The 19,231-nt window shown below is 40.8% G+C and carries 17 protein-coding genes; 8 read left to right on the top strand and 9 right to left on the bottom strand.

All coding sequences use genetic code 11. The annotated features are described in order from the left end of the window. Window positions 1-247: 247 nt before the first annotated feature. Window positions 248-826 carry a competence protein ComK gene (locus tag NSQ34_RS05080; RefSeq protein ID WP_034282183.1) on the bottom strand — a complete coding sequence of 193 codons (579 nt, stop codon included), beginning with the start codon at window positions 824-826 and terminating at the stop codon, window positions 248-250. Window positions 827-1,115: 289 nt separating this feature from the next. On the opposite strand from NSQ34_RS05080, the gene NSQ34_RS05075 reads away from it, so the two are divergent. After that, window positions 1,116-1,352, top strand: coding sequence for an IDEAL domain-containing protein (locus tag NSQ34_RS05075; RefSeq protein ID WP_008348804.1), 237 nt, complete (start codon window positions 1,116-1,118; stop codon window positions 1,350-1,352). Between the two features lie 56 nt (window positions 1,353-1,408). Here the strand turns inward: NSQ34_RS05075 and NSQ34_RS05070 are convergent, their stop codons facing one another. Beyond that, a complete protein-coding gene (locus NSQ34_RS05070) occupies window positions 1,409-2,269 on the bottom strand; it encodes an SDR family oxidoreductase (protein WP_034282185.1) in 861 nt (286 codons plus the stop codon). A gap of 141 nt (window positions 2,270-2,410) precedes the next feature. Here NSQ34_RS05070 and NSQ34_RS05065 point away from each other — a divergent pair, with 141 nt between their 5' ends. From NSQ34_RS05065 to NSQ34_RS05050, 4 genes are all read left to right on the top strand, one after another. Continuing rightward, on the top strand, window positions 2,411-3,943 hold the full coding sequence (locus tag NSQ34_RS05065) for an FAD-dependent oxidoreductase (RefSeq protein WP_098676788.1): 1,533 nt from the start codon (window positions 2,411-2,413) through the stop codon (window positions 3,941-3,943). A gap of 93 nt (window positions 3,944-4,036) precedes the next feature. Then, window positions 4,037-5,332: a globin-coupled sensor protein gene (locus NSQ34_RS05060; protein WP_024426546.1), complete on the top strand. Its 1,296-nt coding sequence runs from the start codon at window positions 4,037-4,039 to the stop codon at window positions 5,330-5,332. 61 nt (window positions 5,333-5,393) lie between these two features. Next, a complete protein-coding gene (locus NSQ34_RS05055; RefSeq protein ID WP_024426547.1) occupies window positions 5,394-5,978 on the top strand; it encodes a histidine phosphatase family protein in 585 nt (194 codons plus the stop codon). A gap of 387 nt (window positions 5,979-6,365) precedes the next feature. After that, window positions 6,366-7,511 carry a S8 family peptidase gene (locus tag NSQ34_RS05050; protein WP_034282323.1) on the top strand — a complete coding sequence of 382 codons (1,146 nt, stop codon included), beginning with the start codon at window positions 6,366-6,368 and terminating at the stop codon, window positions 7,509-7,511. Window positions 7,512-7,556: 45 nt separating this feature from the next. Here NSQ34_RS05050 and NSQ34_RS05045 read toward each other — a convergent pair whose 3' ends face one another. Next, on the bottom strand, window positions 7,557-8,843 hold the full coding sequence (locus NSQ34_RS05045) for a M48 family metallopeptidase (protein WP_034282187.1): 1,287 nt from the start codon (window positions 8,841-8,843) through the stop codon (window positions 7,557-7,559). A gap of 177 nt (window positions 8,844-9,020) precedes the next feature. On the opposite strand from NSQ34_RS05045, the gene NSQ34_RS05040 reads away from it, so the two are divergent. Further along, complete coding sequence (locus tag NSQ34_RS05040) at window positions 9,021-9,428, top strand: hypothetical protein (RefSeq protein WP_034282188.1); 408 nt, start codon at window positions 9,021-9,023, stop codon at window positions 9,426-9,428. A 71-nt stretch (window positions 9,429-9,499) separates the two neighbouring features. On the opposite strand, the gene NSQ34_RS05035 is transcribed toward NSQ34_RS05040, so the two are convergent. The 3 genes from NSQ34_RS05035 to NSQ34_RS05025 form a co-directional block, all read right to left on the bottom strand. Further along, window positions 9,500-11,053, bottom strand: a complete 1,554-nt coding sequence (locus tag NSQ34_RS05035) for a fatty acid--CoA ligase family protein (protein WP_176967534.1) — start codon at window positions 11,051-11,053, stop codon at window positions 9,500-9,502. 172 nt (window positions 11,054-11,225) lie between these two features. After that, window positions 11,226-12,215: a lipoate--protein ligase gene (locus tag NSQ34_RS05030; protein WP_098676786.1), complete on the bottom strand. Its 990-nt coding sequence runs from the start codon at window positions 12,213-12,215 to the stop codon at window positions 11,226-11,228. Window positions 12,216-12,217: 2 nt separating this feature from the next. After that, on the bottom strand, window positions 12,218-12,961 hold the full coding sequence (locus tag NSQ34_RS05025) for an MBL fold metallo-hydrolase (protein ID WP_242026086.1): 744 nt from the start codon (window positions 12,959-12,961) through the stop codon (window positions 12,218-12,220). A 156-nt stretch (window positions 12,962-13,117) separates the two neighbouring features. Between NSQ34_RS05025 and yhfH the strand changes: the two genes are divergently transcribed. Beyond that, the gene (gene yhfH, locus NSQ34_RS05020) at window positions 13,118-13,255 is read left to right on the top strand and encodes a protein YhfH (protein ID WP_008359029.1); all 138 of its coding nucleotides are present in this window, start codon (window positions 13,118-13,120) and stop codon (window positions 13,253-13,255) included. A 339-nt stretch (window positions 13,256-13,594) separates the two neighbouring features. Beyond that, complete coding sequence (locus NSQ34_RS05015) at window positions 13,595-14,884, top strand: cation:dicarboxylase symporter family transporter (protein ID WP_034282190.1); 1,290 nt, start codon at window positions 13,595-13,597, stop codon at window positions 14,882-14,884. Between the two features lie 34 nt (window positions 14,885-14,918). Here NSQ34_RS05015 and NSQ34_RS05010 read toward each other — a convergent pair whose 3' ends face one another. The 3 genes from NSQ34_RS05010 to NSQ34_RS05000 form a co-directional block, all read right to left on the bottom strand. Next, on the bottom strand, window positions 14,919-15,968 hold the full coding sequence (locus NSQ34_RS05010) for a M42 family metallopeptidase (RefSeq protein ID WP_034282191.1): 1,050 nt from the start codon (window positions 15,966-15,968) through the stop codon (window positions 14,919-14,921). Window positions 15,969-16,111: 143 nt separating this feature from the next. Further along, window positions 16,112-18,421 (bottom strand): YhgE/Pip domain-containing protein, encoded by a 2,310-nt coding sequence (locus NSQ34_RS05005; RefSeq protein WP_176967535.1) that lies wholly within the window; start codon window positions 18,419-18,421, stop codon window positions 16,112-16,114. Window positions 18,422-18,485: 64 nt separating this feature from the next. Then, window positions 18,486-19,064 carry a TetR/AcrR family transcriptional regulator gene (locus NSQ34_RS05000; RefSeq protein WP_041117030.1) on the bottom strand — a complete coding sequence of 193 codons (579 nt, stop codon included), beginning with the start codon at window positions 19,062-19,064 and terminating at the stop codon, window positions 18,486-18,488. Window positions 19,065-19,231 lie beyond the last annotated feature (167 nt).

The raw sequence follows: 19,231 nt of genomic DNA, 5'->3' as shown, positions 1-19,231 counted from the left end.
ATCCTTTACCACATAAGATTTCTTTTATTGTAACAGACAAGCTCGTGTCTCTTCTGTGATTTATGGATAAATGAATGAAAATATGTCTAAGGATTCACATTTCCCTGTCATTTCCCAAACAACCAATAGACGACGAGACATACGTATTTGGTTTCAATGAATTCTTCTTTATGATGTAGCGGCGCCTTTTTGCATTTCATTCATGCTGGATAAGAGGTCCAGCGGCTGCTCTGCCGCTGGCTTTTGACTAATATTTGTTTCGAAGCTCCCTTAATATAAAATCGTATACGAGATTGAGCTGCTGTTCTTTTGGATACAGCATAAATTCTTGTTTCTTCGGAAGACCTCCATCGAGACGATCTTGAAATTTCGTTCGGAGATATGCTGTCCGGTGCACCTGACTCTCAAATGATTTATATGAGACATCAAGTTTGACGGTTTGCTCGTTTGTAAAGGTGACCACCGTGTCTCCGAGGGATGATTCTTGGAAGGTATGAATGTATTTGTGGGAGATCCAGCCGCACTGAGGACGGTTGGATGAATAGGTTGGGAAAAAATACAGATGATTGGATGAGTCAATCACAATTGGGGGTTTGTGAGAAATTCCTGTTACTTCGTATGTTCCCGCCTTTCTGCCTGCATAGCTTGAGCCGAAGAATCTGCAGCTGCGTTCAATAATTTGCAGGGGCTTTAATTCAACGTAAAAGCTTGTCTCTCTTTCTATAACTTTTGAATATACTCTTTTTCCTTCTTCAACTGGAAGGACCGCCATTGTTGTTTGATTAATGACGTATGAATCTAAAGGTGTTTCACTAATTCCTGACACTTCATTTCCTCCTGTGTTAATATTTGGTTATTTGAGATACTATTAATCTATCACCAACATATAAGAAACGACAGGATTTTTTCAAAATTTATTAAAAATCATCTTTTTATCATATTTTTTAGTCCATTCGATCTATCGAAAAGCCATTTTTAAAGATATATCACATCCTGTCGATTGGACAAGTGGTGTCGATTCTGCTCAAAAATAAATTGTCTAAAAATTATAAATTCTTGTTGATTTTTTCTCCGCCAATCCATATACTATAAAAAAGGCATCGGGGGGATTCTTTATGAAAGAGAAAAAAACGTATGCTGAGCTCATGAAGTCCCGCAACACCCAAAAAACCGAAGAAAACGGCGTCACCATTTTAGACATCTATATTCAAATGGTTTTAGATGAGGCGCTTTATAAACAGCGCTTAACCTTCCTAAGAGAAGAGATTGATAAGGCACTGGATCAGCGTGATGAAAAGCGATTCAATGACTTGTCAGCTCAATATGCAGAACACTGCTTACATCAATCATGATGATTTTACTTGCGGCAGAGAGACAGTAACTCGTCTCTTTACCGCAAGTTTTTTGTTTATCCATTTAAAATGGTCCCGCCATTCACATGCAGCATTTGTCCATTCATATAAGATGAGTCTTCGCTCGCTAAAAATAAATAACTTGGCGCAAGCTCTACTGGCTCACCAGGACGTTCCATTGGGACATCTCCGCCAAATTCAGAGACTTCTTTTTCCGTAAAGGTTGAGGGAATCAGCGGTGTCCAAATAGGACCGGGAGCTACTCCATTCACTCTAATCCCTTGTTTAATGAGCGATAAAGATAATGATCTCGTAAAGGTAACGACCGCCCCTTTTGTGGATGAATAATCGATCAATGTTTCATGCCCTTTATAGGCGGTGACAGAGGCTGTATTAATGATACTGCTTCCTTTTTTTAAATGAGGAAGAACAGCCTTTGTTAAATAAAACATGGCAAAAATATTCGTTTGAAACGTCCGAAGAAGCTGATGCGAGGTAATTTGCTCAATGCTTTTTTGCGGATGCTGTTCCCCGGCGTTATTCACCAAAATATCAATGGAACCGAAGGCATCTTTTGTTTTTTTGACGACCTCATTAGAAAAAGCCTCATCCCCTAAATCACCTGCAATTAAGATGACACGGCCTCCCGCTTTCTCAATATAGTCCTTCGTCTCCTCGGCATCACGATGTTCACTTAAGTAAACAATGGCGACATTGGCACCTTCCTTCGCAAATAAAACAGAGACTGCTCTTCCAATCCCGCTGTCTCCACCTGTCACAATGGCTGTTTTTCCTGCTAACTTTTTATTCTGCACCTCACGATCAAAGACAGGTCTAGGGTTCATTTTATATTCAAGACCCGGACGTTCATTTTGGTGCTGAGGCGGTAATGTTTTCTTCGGCTGCTTTGTTGACACGTTAGTCCACTCCTTCCTTTTATCTTGTTTATTTTTATGTGCTGGCTGCTTTTTTATGTATGACGCCCCTGTTTCCTTTCAGATGTATGATTTTCAGCATTGTGGAAAAATTATACACAACAAATCATTGGAGGCGACAACATGGAACAAGAACATAAAGGAATGGAACAGGCAAAATCGTTATGGCTGGCGGATAGTCAGAAGCATTCTTTTCCTGCTGTCAGTGAAGATCTCACAGCAGATGTGATCATTGTCGGCGGCGGTATTACCGGTATCGCTGCGGCGTTTGAAATGACAGAGCGAGGACTAGATGTGATCATCATTGATGCCGAACAATTGCTGCAAGGCACGACCGGACACACAACGGCTAAAATCACCTCACAGCATGATGTGTACTATTATGAGCTGATTCAACAAATTGGGATGCCAAAAGCACGTTTGTATGTAGAAGCAAATGAGAAAGCAAAAGACCTCATCCAAGCTCGTATCAAAGAGCACGACATTGATTGTCAGCTAGAGATAAAAGATGCTTACCTTTATACAAAGGAAGAAAGCGGTGTAAAAAAGTTAAAGAAGGAATTAGATGCCTACAAACAGCTTGGTATTGACCGGGAATGGAAAACAAAGCTTCCTTTTGACGGTGACATCAAAGCAGCACTTGCGATGACCAATCAGGCACAGTTTCATCCCCTTCATTATCTCAATGCGCTAATCGACAAGCTCCTAGAGCGAGGTGTACGTATCTTTGAACAAACAACCGCTGTTGATGTAAAAGAAGGGAACCGCCCTGCTGTCGTCACAAAAAGCGGACATCATTTGACAGGGCGCTATGTCATTTCATGCTCACACTTTCCTTTTTATGATGGAAAAGGACTTTATTTCACCCGTATTCATCCAGAGCAATCCTATGTCGTAGCAGCTAAAACAACCAAACCACTCCCAGACGGAATGTACTTAGGAATTGACCAGCCTGCTCACTCTTTAAGAACGGCAGAATGGGACGGAGAAGAAGTAGTCCTCATCGGAGGAGAAGGCCATAAAACAGGACAAGGCGGAGATGAATCCGCTCACTATGAAGGACTAGAAACGTTTGGAGATGCCACCCTTGGAATAGAAGAAGTGCTGTATCGATGGTCGACACACGATATGGTCACAATGGATCAAATCCCTTACATTGGCCGCCTGACCAAACACCACCAGAATATCTTTGTAGCAACCGGCTTTAGAAAATGGGGCATGACCACAAGCCACGTCGCAGCCACTCTTATCGGTGATTTAATTGAAGGTAAATCGAATCCATACGAATCAATCTTTACGCCATCAAGACCTGTTACTGACTCTTTCGTCAAAGATTTCGTTAAAGAAAATGCCAATGTCGCTGCCAAGCTGATCAGTGGTAAATTCAAACGAACTGATCAAACAATCGATGATTTAAAACCAGGTGAGGGCGGCATTATCTCGTATGAACATAAAAAGTGCGGCGCCTATAAATCAGAGGATGGGAATGTCTTTCTAGTCGATACAACGTGCACTCACCTAGGCTGTGAAGTGGCTTGGAATAATAGTGACCGCACTTGGGACTGTCCGTGTCACGGTTCACGTTTTTCCATTACTGGAGAAGTAGTAGAAGGCCCTGCTAAAAAACCACTAAAAAGGTCATATAAAGAACAGTAAAATTTCACTCGTCCCCCCCTTTAAAAAATCCAATATTATCCGATAAAAAACATAAAGTCTGATATTTTTGATGATTATGGGGGGACAAACACATTGTTATTTAAAAAAGAACCGAAAAGAAAAAACACTGCTTTTTTCACACAGCAGGATGATGGGATAAAACGAATCAACTTCTCGAACAATACGGACATCGCGAAACAAATCAAAATGATTGACCTGACGCAGCATGACCTATTGATATTAAAGCAGCTCAATCCAATTGTTCAGGATGATATTGCACATATTGTTGATAAGTTTTATAAAAATTTAGAAGTCGAGTCTTCCTTGATGCATATCATTCAAGACAATAGTTCTGTCGATCGTTTGAAAAAAACACTCCGCATTCATATTAGCGAAATGTTTGCAGGCGTGATTGACGAAGCCTATGTGGCAAAACGCATTAAAATTGCGCAAGTTCATTTACGGATTGGACTCCAGCCTAAATGGTACATGGCAGCATTCCAAGACCTTCTGCTATCAATTATGGATTTATTCGCTAACCATATCCAAGATTTCAAAGAATATCAGACAGCGGTCAAAGCGACGACGAAAATTTTAAATTTAGAGCAGCAGCTTGTCCTAGATACATTCCAAAATGAATATTCTAAAATTCGTGATGAAGCAGAAGAGCAGCAGCAAGAGCTTCATACAAAAATCACAGAGACTTCAAATTCGCTTGCTTCGCTCTTCTCAAACACAACAAGTGCGGTCGACAAGCTTGTCTCAAAATCGGATGAGATGGCGGACATGTCACAAGCTGGAACACAAATTTCAGCACAGGTCGAAGAAAAATCAATCGGCGGTAAAAAAGAATTAGAAATTCAGCAAACACAAATGAATCAGATTGATGGCAGCATGACGAAGATTGAAACAGAAATTAAGCGTCTTGAGGAAATCGCCAAACAAATTGAACAAATCTTTGGGATTGTCACAGGCATTGCAGAGCAGACGAACTTGTTATCTTTAAATGCTTCAATCGAATCTGCACGAGCAGGAGAACATGGAAAAGGCTTTGCTGTCGTTGCAAACGAGGTGCGCAAATTATCAGAGGACACAAAGAAAACGGTTTCAACTGTATCTGAACTTGTCAACAATACCAATTCACAAATCGCCATTGTCTCTCAGCACATTGCGGACGTGAATTTACTTGTGACAGACAGTAAAGAAAAAATGACACAAATCAATTCACTCTTCGATGATATCGTCAGCAGCATGAACTTAAGCAAAAACCAAAACGGAAAAATTGAAATTGACCTTCAGACTTTCCTTAACGAATTGAAGGAAGTCAAACAAACGGTGTCTCAAGTCGCAAGCTCCGTCGAATCCTTAACAAGCCTGACAAATCGCTAATACAGTCTTTTTTCTTCTGCTTTAGTATAATAGAAGAAAAGATAGAAAAGGCGGGATTTGATTGACAACAATTTGCCTAGTCAGACACGGGGAAACAGATTGGAATGCAGCGAAACGAATTCAAGGACGAACAGATATCCCTTTAAACGACACAGGTAAATGGCAGGCTGAACAAACTGGACTTTACTTAAAGGATGTCCATTGGGATGTTGTCATTTCCAGTCCACTAACAAGGGCAAAAGAAACGGCACACTTGATTTTAAATCATGTCCATGCTCCACTTGTCATCATGGATGATTTTATAGAACGAGATTATGGTGACGCTGAAGGCATGTCGTTTGAGGAGCGTCAGAAGCTGTTTCCAGATAAACAGTATCCAAATATGGAACCAATTGAGACGATTCAAAACCGAATGCTAGAAGGTATTGAGAAAGTCAGAGCCGCCTATCCAGATCAACATGTCCTGATCGTGGCTCACGGAGCTGCTATCCATGCTTTACTCACCACTTTGGCAGATGAACATATGGGTCTACAGAACACGAGACTTGTTAATGCTTGCTTAAATTATGTGGAATGGTCAGATGGTAAATGGAAGGTCCGTGATTACAACGTGGTCAGCCATTTAACTCAATCCGCCCCTTCTTAAAGAGCCTGTTATCTTAGCAGGTTCTTTTTTATGGCAAAAACAATGATAAAATAATATTTTTTTATATCGAAATTCGAAATAGATGCTAGACGATTCTACCTATTTTATGGCTTTTCGGGTATCGAATATTTAACCGGAAATGGATCATGAGAAAAAAAGCACACTCCCTTTTTAATAGAACATCGCTGAAATGATAGAATAAACATATTTTACCACCAGTTCCAAGTGACTTAATTCCCCAATTTTCGCTAGGACTTTCACAAAAATTCGGGTCTACTCTTATTTGCCTACTTCCCTTAAACTGAATATACAGAATAATCAAACGGTTCATTCTTATAGACTACGGATGATTATTCTGAAATAAGAAAAAAGGGATGTGGAATGTGCGTGAAAAAGAAAAATGTGATGACAAGTGTTTTATTGGCTGTCCCTCTTCTGTTTTCAGCAGGGTTTGGAGGATCCATGGCAAATGCCGAAACGGTCTCCAAAACAGATAGTGAAAAAAGCTATATTGTTGGTTTTAAAGCCTCTGCCACCACAAACAGCTCTAAGAAACAAGCTGTCATTCAAAATGGTGGAAAACTAGAAAAACAATACCGCCTCATTAATGCTGCACAAGTGAAAATGTCCGAACAAGCCGCCAAGAAACTTGAACATGACCCTAGCATTGCTTACGTAGAAGAAGACCATAAAGCAGAAGCATATGCACAAACCGTCCCTTATGGAATCCCTCAAATCAAAGCTCCAGCTGTACACGCTCAAGGTTATAAAGGTGCTAATGTCAAAGTAGCTGTCCTTGATACTGGAATCCACGCTGCACACCCTGACTTAAATGTTGCAGGCGGTGCGAGCTTCGTCCCTTCAGAGCCAAATGCCACCCAAGACTTTCAATCACATGGAACTCACGTAGCAGGAACCATTGCTGCCCTTGATAACACAATTGGTGTTCTTGGGGTCGCTCCAAGCGCTTCCCTATATGCTGTGAAAGTATTAGACCGTAATGGCGACGGACAATACAGCTGGATTATTAGCGGTATTGAATGGGCTGTAGCGAATAACATGGATGTCATCAATATGAGCTTAGGCGGACCAAACGGCTCCACAGCGCTTAAAAATGCTGTTGACACAGCGAATAACCGCGGAGTAGTTGTCGTTGCCGCAGCAGGAAATTCAGGTTCATTTGGCTCTACTAGCACCGTTGGCTATCCAGCAAAATACGATTCTACAATTGCTGTTGCCAATGTAAACAGTAACAATGTCAGAAACTCATCTTCTAGCGCAGGTCCTGAATTAGATGTTTCTGCACCTGGTACTTCTATTTTAAGTACGGTGCCAAGCAGTGGATACACTTCTTATACTGGAACATCTATGGCGTCTCCTCATGTAGCAGGAGCAGCAGCGCTTATCCTTTCTAAGTATCCGAATCTATCAACTTCTCAGGTTCGCCAGCGCTTAGAAAACACGGCAACACCGCTTGGTGACTCATTCTATTACGGAAAAGGGTTAATCAACGTTCAAGCGGCTTCTAACTAATCCAAATGTGATAATAAAAATCCGGCTGATCCAGCCGGATTTTATTTATTCCTGCTTTTTCGGCGTTTTCTCTTTTTCCGCTGCTTTTTCCATATCCATAATTCTTTCCATCATGGTCGGGTGTCCATAGCGGAAAATCTTCACTAGAAATGGTGGATTCACCTGGGAGAGCCCTGATTTTGCAAGCTTTTGAAAAGACGTTACGCCTGCATTCCCGTCTTTTGTCATGTTCACCGCATATTCGTCGGCTGCCCGTTCTTGATGCCTTGACACTGCATTTGTAAAAGGTGAAGCTGCAAATGACAGCATGGAAACGATGATTAAAAGAAGCGGAAGAGCGGCGATGTCGTTAGACACCTTGAGTCGAAATGAGGCTGCTCCTTTTTGATAAAGATAAAAATAAAGACGGTCGATTACAAAAAATCCGGCCAGTGACAGCACTAAATATCCTGCTAACCCAATATAGACATGTTTCATGACGTAATGTCCCATTTCATGCGCCATGATAAATAAAATTTCGCGGTCTTTCAGCTTTTGCAGTGTTGTATCCCATAAAACAATACGCTTATTTTCACCTATTCCTGTGACATAAGCGTTCATCGTATTCGTTTTTTCAGACATATTGACCTCGTATACATGATCTGCCGGAATATGCGCTTTGTCTGCCAGCGTTAATATCTTCTTCTCTAGGGCTTGATCCTTTAGTGGATAAAAATTGTTATATAACGGATCAATGACGACCGGCTGTATAAAGAAGAGAAACAGCGTAACTGGGACTGTCAAACACCACGCATACAGCCACCAGCGCTTTCTTCTCTTTTGAATCAGCCAAAAGAACACAATAGCACAAAGGGCAAGGAGCGGATATTGAATCCAAAAATCCAGTGTTTGATCTTTCAACCAGCTTGCCGTACTTTGTGAAGATACTCCGTAGTGTAAAGACAGCTGATAGCCAATCCATTTAATTGGGAATGAAATGATCATTGTTAAAAGTGACAGCACAAACACATACACAAGTTTGCTTAAAAACTTGAAACGGGCTGCTGCCAAGCTCCAGTCTGCTATTTTCCGTGAAAACCCTGAAATGAGCAAAAGAAAAAAGACATACCAATCTAATGGGATGGTTATGAAATACAGCAGGTTCCGTATGTTCGAGAAATTCTCACTGATCACAAGCTCATGGCTTGTCATAAAAGTATGCGGATCTGCACTTGTCTCTTTTATACTTTCAGGTACCGATGAATCCCCCATTAGAAACAAATACGAATAAATAAAAAGACCGTACAATATGTATGCTACCGTTACAAGAGCTATCCATTTACGTACTCGCACAGGTCAGCCTCCTTTCCATCCCTCTCTCTATTCTAGTCGCGCATTTTTTCGTTTAGAACCTGTCTCATGTGGCTCCATCATAGCATGCCCCATCTGAAAAAGCTTTCGCGAAAAAAATGATTATGCGGCTCAAAAATCGGAGAAGCTACATGTAAAACAGTAAGTTGGAGGATCAAAATGAAGAAAATCCTTGCAGGAGTTGTGATTTTTGGACTTTTATTAATCACTTTCTTTTATGTGTTCAGCCGGACGAGCGAAATCTTTGATGAGAATCGAGCAGAAAAATTGCTGCTCTCACCTGCGAATGAATCAATCTCTTATGAAATAGATGATAAGGACACAGCAGAAGATTTAATTGAAGAATTAAATAAAGGCAAACAAACAAGCAATCATCTCAAGAAAAATTTAAAAAAGCCTGATTATATCGCCAAGGTGATGTTCGGACGAACAAACGGCACCACCTTCCAGCTTTGGACCAACCGATCACAGGTCGTTTTTTTAGTTGATGGAACGTTTTATGAACTGAATCAAAAACAGTCGAATTCTTTTCAGAGACAGTTAAAAGAAGCCATTCAAAAGAGCTAAAATGTCTTTGAGAGAAAACCTTGAAGTGCGGGGATTTGTAAGGGAGCCTCCTCATCAGAGACTCCCTTTTTTTATTTACTTTCTTCTGCTTGATACTTTTCTCTTAGCGCTCTTCTTAAAATTTTACCTGTTGTGTTTTTAGGAATATCATCTATGAAATGGATCGTTTGGGGCTGCTTATATTTTGCTAAATAGCGTGAACAATGTGTGATGATGTCTTCTTGATTGATGTGAGCATGTTTCTTAGGGGAAATGTAACAGACGACTGCCTCTCCTGTGTTTGGGTCTGGCACACCGATGACAACGGCTTCTGCTACACCTTCATGTTGATAGAGTACTTCTTCTACTTCTCTTGGATAAACATTATAACCGCCAACAAGAATCATATCCTTTTTCCGATCGACAATGTAAATATATCCGTCTTCATCTCTTCTCGCCAAATCGCCAGTATACAGCCAGCCGTCTCTTAGTGCAGCTTCCGTATCTTCTAGCATTTGATAATAGCCTTTCATGATGTTTGGCCCTTTTGCTATCAGCTCTCCGACTTCATTAGGACCGACTTCTTCTCCAAGTTCATTCACAATTTTATTCTTCACATTCATAATGTCAGTTCCGACAGAACCCGGTTTTCTTTTTCCGTCAAGAGGATTGAATGCAGTCACTGGAGATGCCTCTGATAACCCATAGCCCTCAAGGACCGTAACTCCGAACTTTTTCTCAAAGCCATGCAGTAAGGCAACAGGCATTGAGGCACCGCCTGATATACAGATCCTCACAGATGACATCGCTTCATTATGCCCCTCCTGTCGGTACAAATAGTTATACATGGTGGGCACACCAACAAATAGCGTTGGCTTCTCTTTTTCCATCATGCGCAAAAGCTCTGACGGGCTGAAATGCGGCAAGACATAAATCGTCGCACCATGAATCAACGGCGCATTCATACAGACTGTTAAACAAAATACATGGAACATTGGCAAAGCGGCAATGACCTTGTCCTTTTTATCAATCGATAAATACTCAGCGACATCTCTGGCATTTGAATAAAGGTTGAAATGAGTCAGCATGGCACCTTTTGGTTTTCCTGTCGTGCCAGATGTAAATAAAATAACAGCGGTATCATCTGGCTGAATGGAAGGGTGTACGTTTTCATTCGCAGCACCTGTCACAAGCTTTCCAAAGAAAACAAGCCGATCAGATACTTCCTTGAAGCTTGATCTGCACGCCGCTTCATTTTCTGCACAAATAATGACTCTTTCAATGGAAGGAAGCTGCTCATACACCTGCTCGTACACTGGCAGAAGCTGTTCAGGCGCAACAATCCCTTTAACATCACCTGTGATGAGCATATATCCAATTTCACTAGGTGTGTATGTTGGGTTAATAGGCACAACGACAAGCCCTGCCTTTAATGCGCCAAAAAAAGAAATGACAAAATGCGGTGAATTTCCTAAAATAAGCGCGATATGATCCCCGACTTGAAACCCTTCGCTCACTAATCCATCTGCAAAACGCTCGATACTTGTCATCAGCTCTCGATAGGTCCACTTCTTTCCTTCAAAGATCAATGCGATATCTTCTCCCTTCGTCATCGCCGTCTGCTGAAGATTTTTGATCAAATCCATTCTCCCACCCCTTACATGTCATCAATGAATGAATGACCATTCATTTTATGGCCGAACATTCCTCCTTTCTATTATAATCGACAATCGAAAAAATCCACAAGATCAAATGTAAATCGCTTTCATTTCCTTCAATCAAAAAAGCACTGCTATGCCTAGCAGTGCTTTCCCGCGATTAATAAATCAAATCAAGAAAATCCTCTTTTGATACGTTGCCGAAATAGTGACGCATGTCCATATTTTCTAAGACGTCACTGATCGTTTTACGATCATATTGCTGGCCAATGAGCCGCTTCTCAATATCGGCAATATCTCCTACGCCAAAGAAATCACCAAAGATTTTGCAATCCTGGATCATCCCTTTTTTCACTTCTAATCGCAAATCAATGGAGCCTGCAGGGAATCTCTTAGAATGCTGCAAATTAAATTTCGGTGAACGGCCATAGTTCCATTCCCATTTTTGATAGCGATCTCGGGAAATCTCGTGAATCTTTTCCCAATCCTTTTCAGTCAGGCGATATTGAGGCACGTCCCCATTTGTATCAAAAATGTAGCTTAAAAGAATTTTTCTAAACTCTTCTGTTGTCATTTTTTGATCCATCAGTTCACTAATATTGGCAACCCTGCTTCTAATTGATTTGATGCCTTTTGATTCAATCTTTTCTTTTTTCACATTTAAAGCCGAAACGACATGTTCAATTTCTGAATCAAATAGCAGTGTGCCGTGGCTGAAAATACGTCCTCTTGTTGCGAACTGGGCATTTCCAGAAATTTTACGTCCATCTGCCATGATGTCATTTCTGCCGCTCAATTCAGCTTTAACGCCTAGCTTTTCAAGCGCTTTGATAACTGGCTCTGTGAACTTTTTAAAGTTATGAAAGCTGTCTCCATCATCTTTTGTGATAAAGCTGAAGTTTAAGTTCCCTTTGTCATGGTAAACTGCACCACCGCCGGATAAGCGGCGCACGACTTTGATTCCATTGTCTTCCACATACTTTGTGTTGATTTCTTCTATTGTATTTTGGTTCTTTCCAATAATGATCGACGGCTGATTGATGTAAAACAGCAAATATGTTTCTTCTGGATCTAAATATTTTAAGCAATATTCTTCAATTGCCAAATTAATCATTGGATCATAATGTTGTTCGTTATCGATAAACAGCATCTCTATCTTCCTTCCTTGTTCCATCTAAGCCCTGAATGGGCAAGCTGTATACTGCCAGTATATAACGCCTGTGCTTCATTGACTAGGTCTTTATGACGACCAAAATGGGGCAGATGGGTGATGATGAGTTCCCCAACATTTGCTTCCTTTGCAATCTTCCCTACTTCCGTACTGTTCATATGTCCGGCACCTGATCCATCTTGTCCAGCGTAAAAATTGCTTTCGGCAATGAGCAGATCTGCCCCTTTGCTAAATGGAATAAATGCCTCCTGATAGCTTGAGTCTGCTGTATACACGACCACAGCATCTTCTGCCTGAATTCTCATCGCATAGCATTCTGCCGGATGAACCGTTTTCAAAAAATCAATTTGAAAGGGTCCGAGTTCAATCCCTTCTTTTGGCTGGTAAGGCTTTGCCTTTGTATGTACATCATCAGAAAGCCGCCCAAATGCTTCTTGATCACCAGTATGTCCATAGATCGGAAGCGGGCCGCTGCTTTTTCCTAAATGATATCCCACTAGCTTTGCATATTGGAGTGGTCCGATATCAGCAATATGATCGTGGTGATAATGAGAAAGGAGAACAGCATCTAGTTCTTCTATATCAATGTATTGCTGCAGCTTTGAAAGAACACCGCTTCCGCAGTCTACAAGAAGACGAAAGCCATTTGATTCAAAAAGGTAGCCTGATGTCGCTTCACCAGCTGCCGGAAACCCTCCATAGCATCCAATCACGGTTAAGTTCAACGTCATTTTTCCCTCCTTTTCTAAAAATCCCCTTCTTACAATATACCCATTTTTCAAGGAAAAAGCATTCTTCCTGCCTATTGTTACAAAACAGATTGACAATTATTAATCTGTTATAATACAATAATAGCAACAAATCGTATTGGAGGATGACAAATGCTGGGAAAAATCACAGAGTTTTTTAGAAATTTGCCCTCAAAGAAATGCACAAAATGTGGAAATGATTTAATGGAACAGCACGAGTGTTACGGTAATGAATGTGAGGAATGCTCACAAGTAAGTTATCTTAAATAAGGAAATAAATTGAATAAAAAAGCACTTTTTTCCTCCGTCATCAGTTGGAGTCAAAGGTGCTTTTTATTTTTTCTGAAAAATAGGTAAAAAGGTAAAACCCTCGTCACAAAAGGGTTTTTTAGTATTTTCATATGATGACTTTTAGTTCTGAAGGCACTTTTTATTGACTCGAAACAATGGAGGGGGTTCTAAATGTCTATTTTTTCTAATAATTTTGTATTTTCTTAATATAATTTAATCGTGGACGAACCTCTTTAAATTTAGTTATACTTTAATTCATATATTAAAACTTAATATGGTGGGAATATTCCTTTAATGAATATGTTAGGGAGGAAATCTATGAAAAAATTAAAATTTGGATTGGCTACTCAAATCCTAATCGGTCTTATTCTCGGTGTTGTTGTTGGGGCAATCTTTTTCGGTAACCCAGGTGTCGAGACATACTTAAAACCAATTGGAGACTTCTTCTTAAGGCTCATAAAGATGATTGTCATACCAATTGTCGTATCCAGCTTAATTTTAGGTGTTGCAGGTGCGGGTGATGGTAAAAAAGTAGGGAAACTAGGTTTTAGAACCATTCTTTATTTTGAAATTATCACAACATTTGCGATTGTCCTTGGTCTTGTGCTTGCAAACTTTGTACAGCCTGGTGCAGGCGTTGACTTTGGAAATACGGAAAAGCAAGATATTAGCCAGTATGTTGAAACGGAAAAAGAGCAAAGCAGCAAATCAGTTGCTGATACGTTCCTTCATATCGTTCCAACGAACTTCTTCCAATCATTGGCGGAAGGTGATTTGCTTGCGATTATTTTCTTCACTGTGCTATTTGCACTTGGCGTTTCAGCAATTGGCGAACGCGGTAAACCAGTGCTCGCCTTCTTCGAGGGTGTATCACATGCCATGTTCCATGTCGTCAATGTTGTGATGAAAGCTGCACCATTTGGTGTATTTGCACTCATTGGTGTGACCGTATCAAAATTTGGTCTTGAATCTCTCATTTCATTAGGTAAGCTTGTAGGTCTTGTTTATTTTGCGCTCGCTCTCTTCCTTATCGTTGTATTCGGAATTATCGGAAAGATGATTGGCGTCAATATTTTCAGATTTCTTGCTTACATGAAAGACGAAATGCTTCTTGCCTTTAGTACATCCAGCTCTGAAACAGTTTTACCAAGAGTCATGGATAAAATGGAGCGCATCGGATGTCCAAAAGGAATTGTTTCGTTCGTTATCCCAATCGGTTATACGTTTAATCTGGACGGCTCCGTCTTGTATCAAGCCATTGCTGCGCTTTTCCTTGCACAGGTATATGGCATTGACCTCACGATCGTCCAGCAGCTTACACTAGTTCTTGTGCTGATGGTAACATCTAAAGGAATGGCTGCCGTTCCTGGTACTTCATTTGTTGTATTACTCGCGACATTAGGAACGATCGGTGTACCTGCTGAAGGTCTTGCATTTATTGCAGGTGTGGACCGTATCATGGATATGGCACGGACTGTTGTCAACTTAACAGGAAATGCACTTGCAGCTGTTGTCATGTCTAAATGGGAAGGGCAGTATGACCCTGAAAAAGGACATCGTGTGATGACTGGACAAGAGGCACCTGAGCCAACACAGCTTTCAAGCTAACCAAAAAGAACCCCATCTATCAGGGGTTCTTTTTTTATGCTGTGATTAATGGTGATTGAACATAGTAGTAAAGGAGATCCGCTGTATGGACAAGTGAATCTTCATGTGTTCTTTCAAAAGCATGCGAGGAATCTATACCAGGACCAATCAGTCCATGAATGATATCATGCCCTGCTCTAATGGCTGCTGATGCATCAGAGCCATAATAAGGGTAGATATCAAGGCGGTAATCAATGTTGTTCTCTTCTGCTAATGCAGCTAAATGCTTGCGAAATCCATAGTGATAAGGGCCGCTCGAATCCTTTACACAAATCGATACACTGTATTCATCTGTCGATTGACCGTCACCGATCGCACCCATATCTACAGCGAGATATTCCACTGTTTCTTCTGGAATATTCGAGTTGCCGCCGTAGCCAATCTCTTCATTATTGGAAATTAAAAAATGCGTCGTATGCGGCAATGTGATGTTTTCCTTTTGAATCCGGTGGATGAGCCGCAAAAGCAGCGCAACACTTGCCTTATCATCAAGATGTCTTGATTTAATAAACCCTGAAGACGTCACTTCCACTCTCGGATCAAATGAAATAAAGTCCCCTACTTGAATGCCAAGTGCTTTGACATCGTCTGCATTTTTCACCTTTTCATCGAGACGAATCTCCATATTTTCTTGGTTTCGTTTCGCTTTTCCAGCATCCGCATAAACATGAACGGATGTTTGATGCATAAGAATGGTCCCTGTGTATGTATGGCCTGATGCTGTTTCAATTTCACAATATTCGCCTTCAATTGAGTTATATTGAAAGCCTCCAATAAGTGCAAGACGAAGCCGTCCATTTGATTTAATTTCCTTAACCATCGCACCGAGCGTATCGACATGCGCTGTCAGCATGCGGTGTTCCTTGTCATCTGTTCCTTTGATTGTGGCAATTAATCCGCCTTTTCGATTTCGTTTTGTCTCAATATTCAAATCTTGTAAAAAACGTTCAACAAAGCCGATCACTTTTTCCGTATTTCCTGATGGACTTGGGATTGATACGAGCTTTTGAATCAGCTGAACGGTTTCGTTTACTTCAGTTGTCATTCGGCATTTCCTCCTTTGTCTGAAAGCAATTCCTTCCATGTATGCCTTTTTCAGCATCTCTTCTTAAAATATATCGCTTCAGGTTCGAGATGTCTAATTTCAAATGAAAAATCCTTCCTCTATAAAGAGAAAGGATTCATGAATTAAGCTTCGTCCTGTTTCATTTTTCTTACGTTCCAAGCAAAGTATGCTGTTGTTGCCGCCATCATGATGATCGCAACTGTTCCAAGGATCGCTGCTTGGTGCCATAAATAGCTGTCATCACCGCTTGCAATGATCGTTCTAAATCCGTTGATTGTATACGTCATTGGAAGCAGACTATGAATGACTTGGAAGAATTTCGGCACAAGTTCAAGCGGGAATGTACCAGCACTTGCTGCGAGCTGAAGAACCAAGATAATAACGGCAATGAAGCGTCCTGGGTTCCCCATAGTTGTCGCCAGCAGCTGAATGATCGCTAAGAATGTCAGACTGACGATAATCGCAAAGAGATAGAAGCGCCAGAGGCTTTCCACCTCAAGACCAAGCCCAAAGATGAGCATGGAGCTTGCAATGACTGCTTGCAGGATACCGACAAAGAGGAGTACGCTATATTTGCTGAAAAACCATTCAAACGCGTTTCTAGGGCGTCCAGCAGGGTCTTTCATTGGGAATACAACGGTGAGCATGAGAGCCCCTACAAAGAGTCCCATCGATAAAATATAAGGTGTGAGCCCTGTACCATAATTATCGATCTTTTTCGCTGTATCATTTTCTGTTTTCACGGGACTCGCAATCATATTGTAATTGTCTTGACCCGCATCAATTTCTCCTGTTTCATCAGCGGCACTTTTTAATTTATCGGACAGCTTACCTGTACCGCTCTTTAAATCTCCCAATCCTTTATCGAGTGATTTTGAGCCTTCAGCAAGCTTAGATGTGTTGCTTTGGATATTCGTTGAACCACTTTCCAGCTTATTTAACGCTGCACTCAGCTGGCTTGAACCATTCGCAAGCTTATCTGCACCGCTTTTCGCTGTATCCAGCTTTCCATTTGCTGTTTGCAGACCATCTTGTAATTGGCCTTGACCTGCTTGGAGCTTAAGTGCACCTTGATACAATTTATTCGTACCAGATGTCATTTGATCAATCGCATTTTGTATCGCGACTGTAGATGTGTACAGCTGTTCCGTTTTCTTTGGCAGCTGTTTGACTTGCTGCAGCTGAGCTTTTGCAGAAGCAACCGCAGATTGAACCTCACTTGCATCAGGCAGTTCCTGCAAGGCCGCTAAGCTTTGTTCAAGTCCAGACAGATCTGGCAGTTCGATTTTAGGCAGACTGTCAAGCTGATCCATTGCCGCCTTTTTCTCTTCATCTGTCATTGAGCTGTTTTGGATGATGCTTTTTACTTTAGCATCTCGATTCGATAGCGCTTCTTTTAATGAAGCAAGTTTTGTACGAAACGTTTTTGCGTCTTTTTTCACCTGATCGAGTTTAGGCGCCATCTTTTCAAGGTTCGCTAATTCTGGTGACGACAAGACTTTTTCTACTGCTTCAATTTTTTCTGAAAAAGATTGTGCTTTGTTGTTTAGCTGCTCAATACCCGCTGTGAATTGTGGCATTTTAGAAGCGAGCTGCTGATGACCTTCACGGCTTGTGTTTAACCCTTCAGTCAATGTATCAATTCCTGTACCAAGCTCTCCAAATTTCTGATCGATGGTTTGATAGCCTGTTAAGAGCTGGCCAAGTCCGCTGTCAAGAGATTGTATCCCTGTGTTCAGTTCACCCATTTTACCAGCAAACTGATGAACACCTTCGCTATAGGTTAACGTTCCTTCAGCCAATTTTGCTAAATTGTCCTTTAACTTGTTACTGCCATCTTTTGCATTTTTTGTTCCGTCATCAATTTTCTTCGCACCATCGCTTGCTTGATCTAAGCCTTTTGCAATCGTTTTGAAGTTATCAAAAATGACCTCTGCATAATTTTTTGTGACTTCCTTTGAAACCGAATCTTTTAATTTGATAATGGCATTATTCGCAATTTGTGACGCCGCATAGTTGGCGCCTGGATTCGTATAATATTTCAGATTCGATTTTTTTGGATGCTTATCAAGGACTGTACTTGCATTTTTCGAGAAATCCTTTGGTATTTCCACGACGAGATAATAATCCTCATTATTTAATCCCTTCACTGCCTTTTCTTCACTATCGACAAAGTTCCATTTGAAATTATCGTTTTTCTTTAATTCCTTCACTAAATCATCGCCGACATGCAGTGTCTTCCCGTCATAATGACTGCCTTCATCCAAGTTGACAACCGCTACAGGCAACTGATCGACTGTACCATATGGATCCCAGTACGCTTTTAAAAATACACCGCTGTAAATCAGCGGAATAAATAAGACAGCTAAAATCGGGATCAGTAGTTTTTTGCTCGTCACAATGTCTTTCCATTGATTCCGAATTAAATTCATTGCTGTTTTCCTCCCATAGATGAATGACTAAATTTAGAATTTGGTCATTTGAACTAAAAAAAAATTATGGTGCTGCTAAAAGTCCTTTGAGTACATAAAGTTCCAGCGACTCGGCCACCTCTTCTTTTGTTAAAGGCTCGTATCGCTTTTCCCAATCAAAAATAAGTGCAATATATAGTTTCACCATCACAAATGCAGTCAATTCAGGATCACATGGCTTAATGTCGCCTTTATCAATCGCTTCTTTTACTTTCGTTTTGATATAGCGAATGATCATTTGCTCCATCTTCTCAATCATTTCCTTGACCGCTGACGTGCCAAGCTCCGCACTTTCCTGAAAGATTTTGATTGTGAGCTGGTGGTTTTTTCGAAATTCCAATATTGCAAAGAGTGCTAAGTGAAGGTTTTCAGAGAAACTTTTTTCCTCATCCATTGCTTCATCCGCAATTTTCCTCATCTCCATTAAAAGGGATGTGAAAATTTCATCGAACAGCTCTTCTTTGTTTTTGAAAAAGGTATAAATGGTTCCTTTTCCGACGTTGGCAAGCTTCGCCACAAGGTCCATTGTGGTGGCTTTATACCCGAATTGAGTAAATGCCTTCGTAGCCCCGTCTAAAATCATTTGTCTCCTATCAACACTCATGATCTCACTCCCAAAATGACTATTTGAACGTTTTGGTCATTAAGTACAGAAAGTAATATACCACACCCTTTTCCCCGGATGCAACAACTTTGTTCACATTTATGATTCCCAACTCTTTTCGATTGATTCGAACATGAAAAACTCCCTTTCCATGACAGAAAAGGGAG

The organism is Bacillus sp. FSL P2-0069 (assembly GCF_038593315.1).
Classification (GTDB): Bacteria; Bacillota; Bacilli; order Bacillales; family Bacillaceae; genus Bacillus; species Bacillus safensis.
This window is presented reverse-complemented; position numbering and strand designations above follow the sequence as displayed.

Excerpts from the sequence above, each read along its gene's own strand:
- NSQ34_RS05005 (WP_176967535.1), bottom strand. The coding sequence starts at position 18,421 with ATGAATTTAATTCGGAATCAATGGAAAGACATTGTGACGAGCAAAAAA.
- NSQ34_RS05015 (WP_034282190.1), top strand. The coding sequence starts at position 13,595 with ATGAAAAAATTAAAATTTGGATTGGCTACTCAAATCCTAATCGGTCTT.
- NSQ34_RS05075 (WP_008348804.1), top strand. The coding sequence starts at position 1,116 with ATGAAAGAGAAAAAAACGTATGCTGAGCTCATGAAGTCCCGCAACACC.
- NSQ34_RS05000 (WP_041117030.1), bottom strand. The coding sequence starts at position 19,064 with ATGAGTGTTGATAGGAGACAAATGATTTTAGACGGGGCTACGAAGGCA.
- NSQ34_RS05030 (WP_098676786.1), bottom strand. The coding sequence starts at position 12,215 with ATGCTGTTTATCGATAACGAACAACATTATGATCCAATGATTAATTTG.
- yhfH (WP_008359029.1), top strand. The coding sequence starts at position 13,118 with ATGCTGGGAAAAATCACAGAGTTTTTTAGAAATTTGCCCTCAAAGAAA.
- NSQ34_RS05065 (WP_098676788.1), top strand. The coding sequence starts at position 2,411 with ATGGAACAAGAACATAAAGGAATGGAACAGGCAAAATCGTTATGGCTG.
- NSQ34_RS05040 (WP_034282188.1), top strand. The coding sequence starts at position 9,021 with ATGAAGAAAATCCTTGCAGGAGTTGTGATTTTTGGACTTTTATTAATC.
- NSQ34_RS05035 (WP_176967534.1), bottom strand. The coding sequence starts at position 11,053 with ATGGATTTGATCAAAAATCTTCAGCAGACGGCGATGACGAAGGGAGAA.
- NSQ34_RS05010 (WP_034282191.1), bottom strand. The coding sequence starts at position 15,968 with ATGACAACTGAAGTAAACGAAACCGTTCAGCTGATTCAAAAGCTCGTA.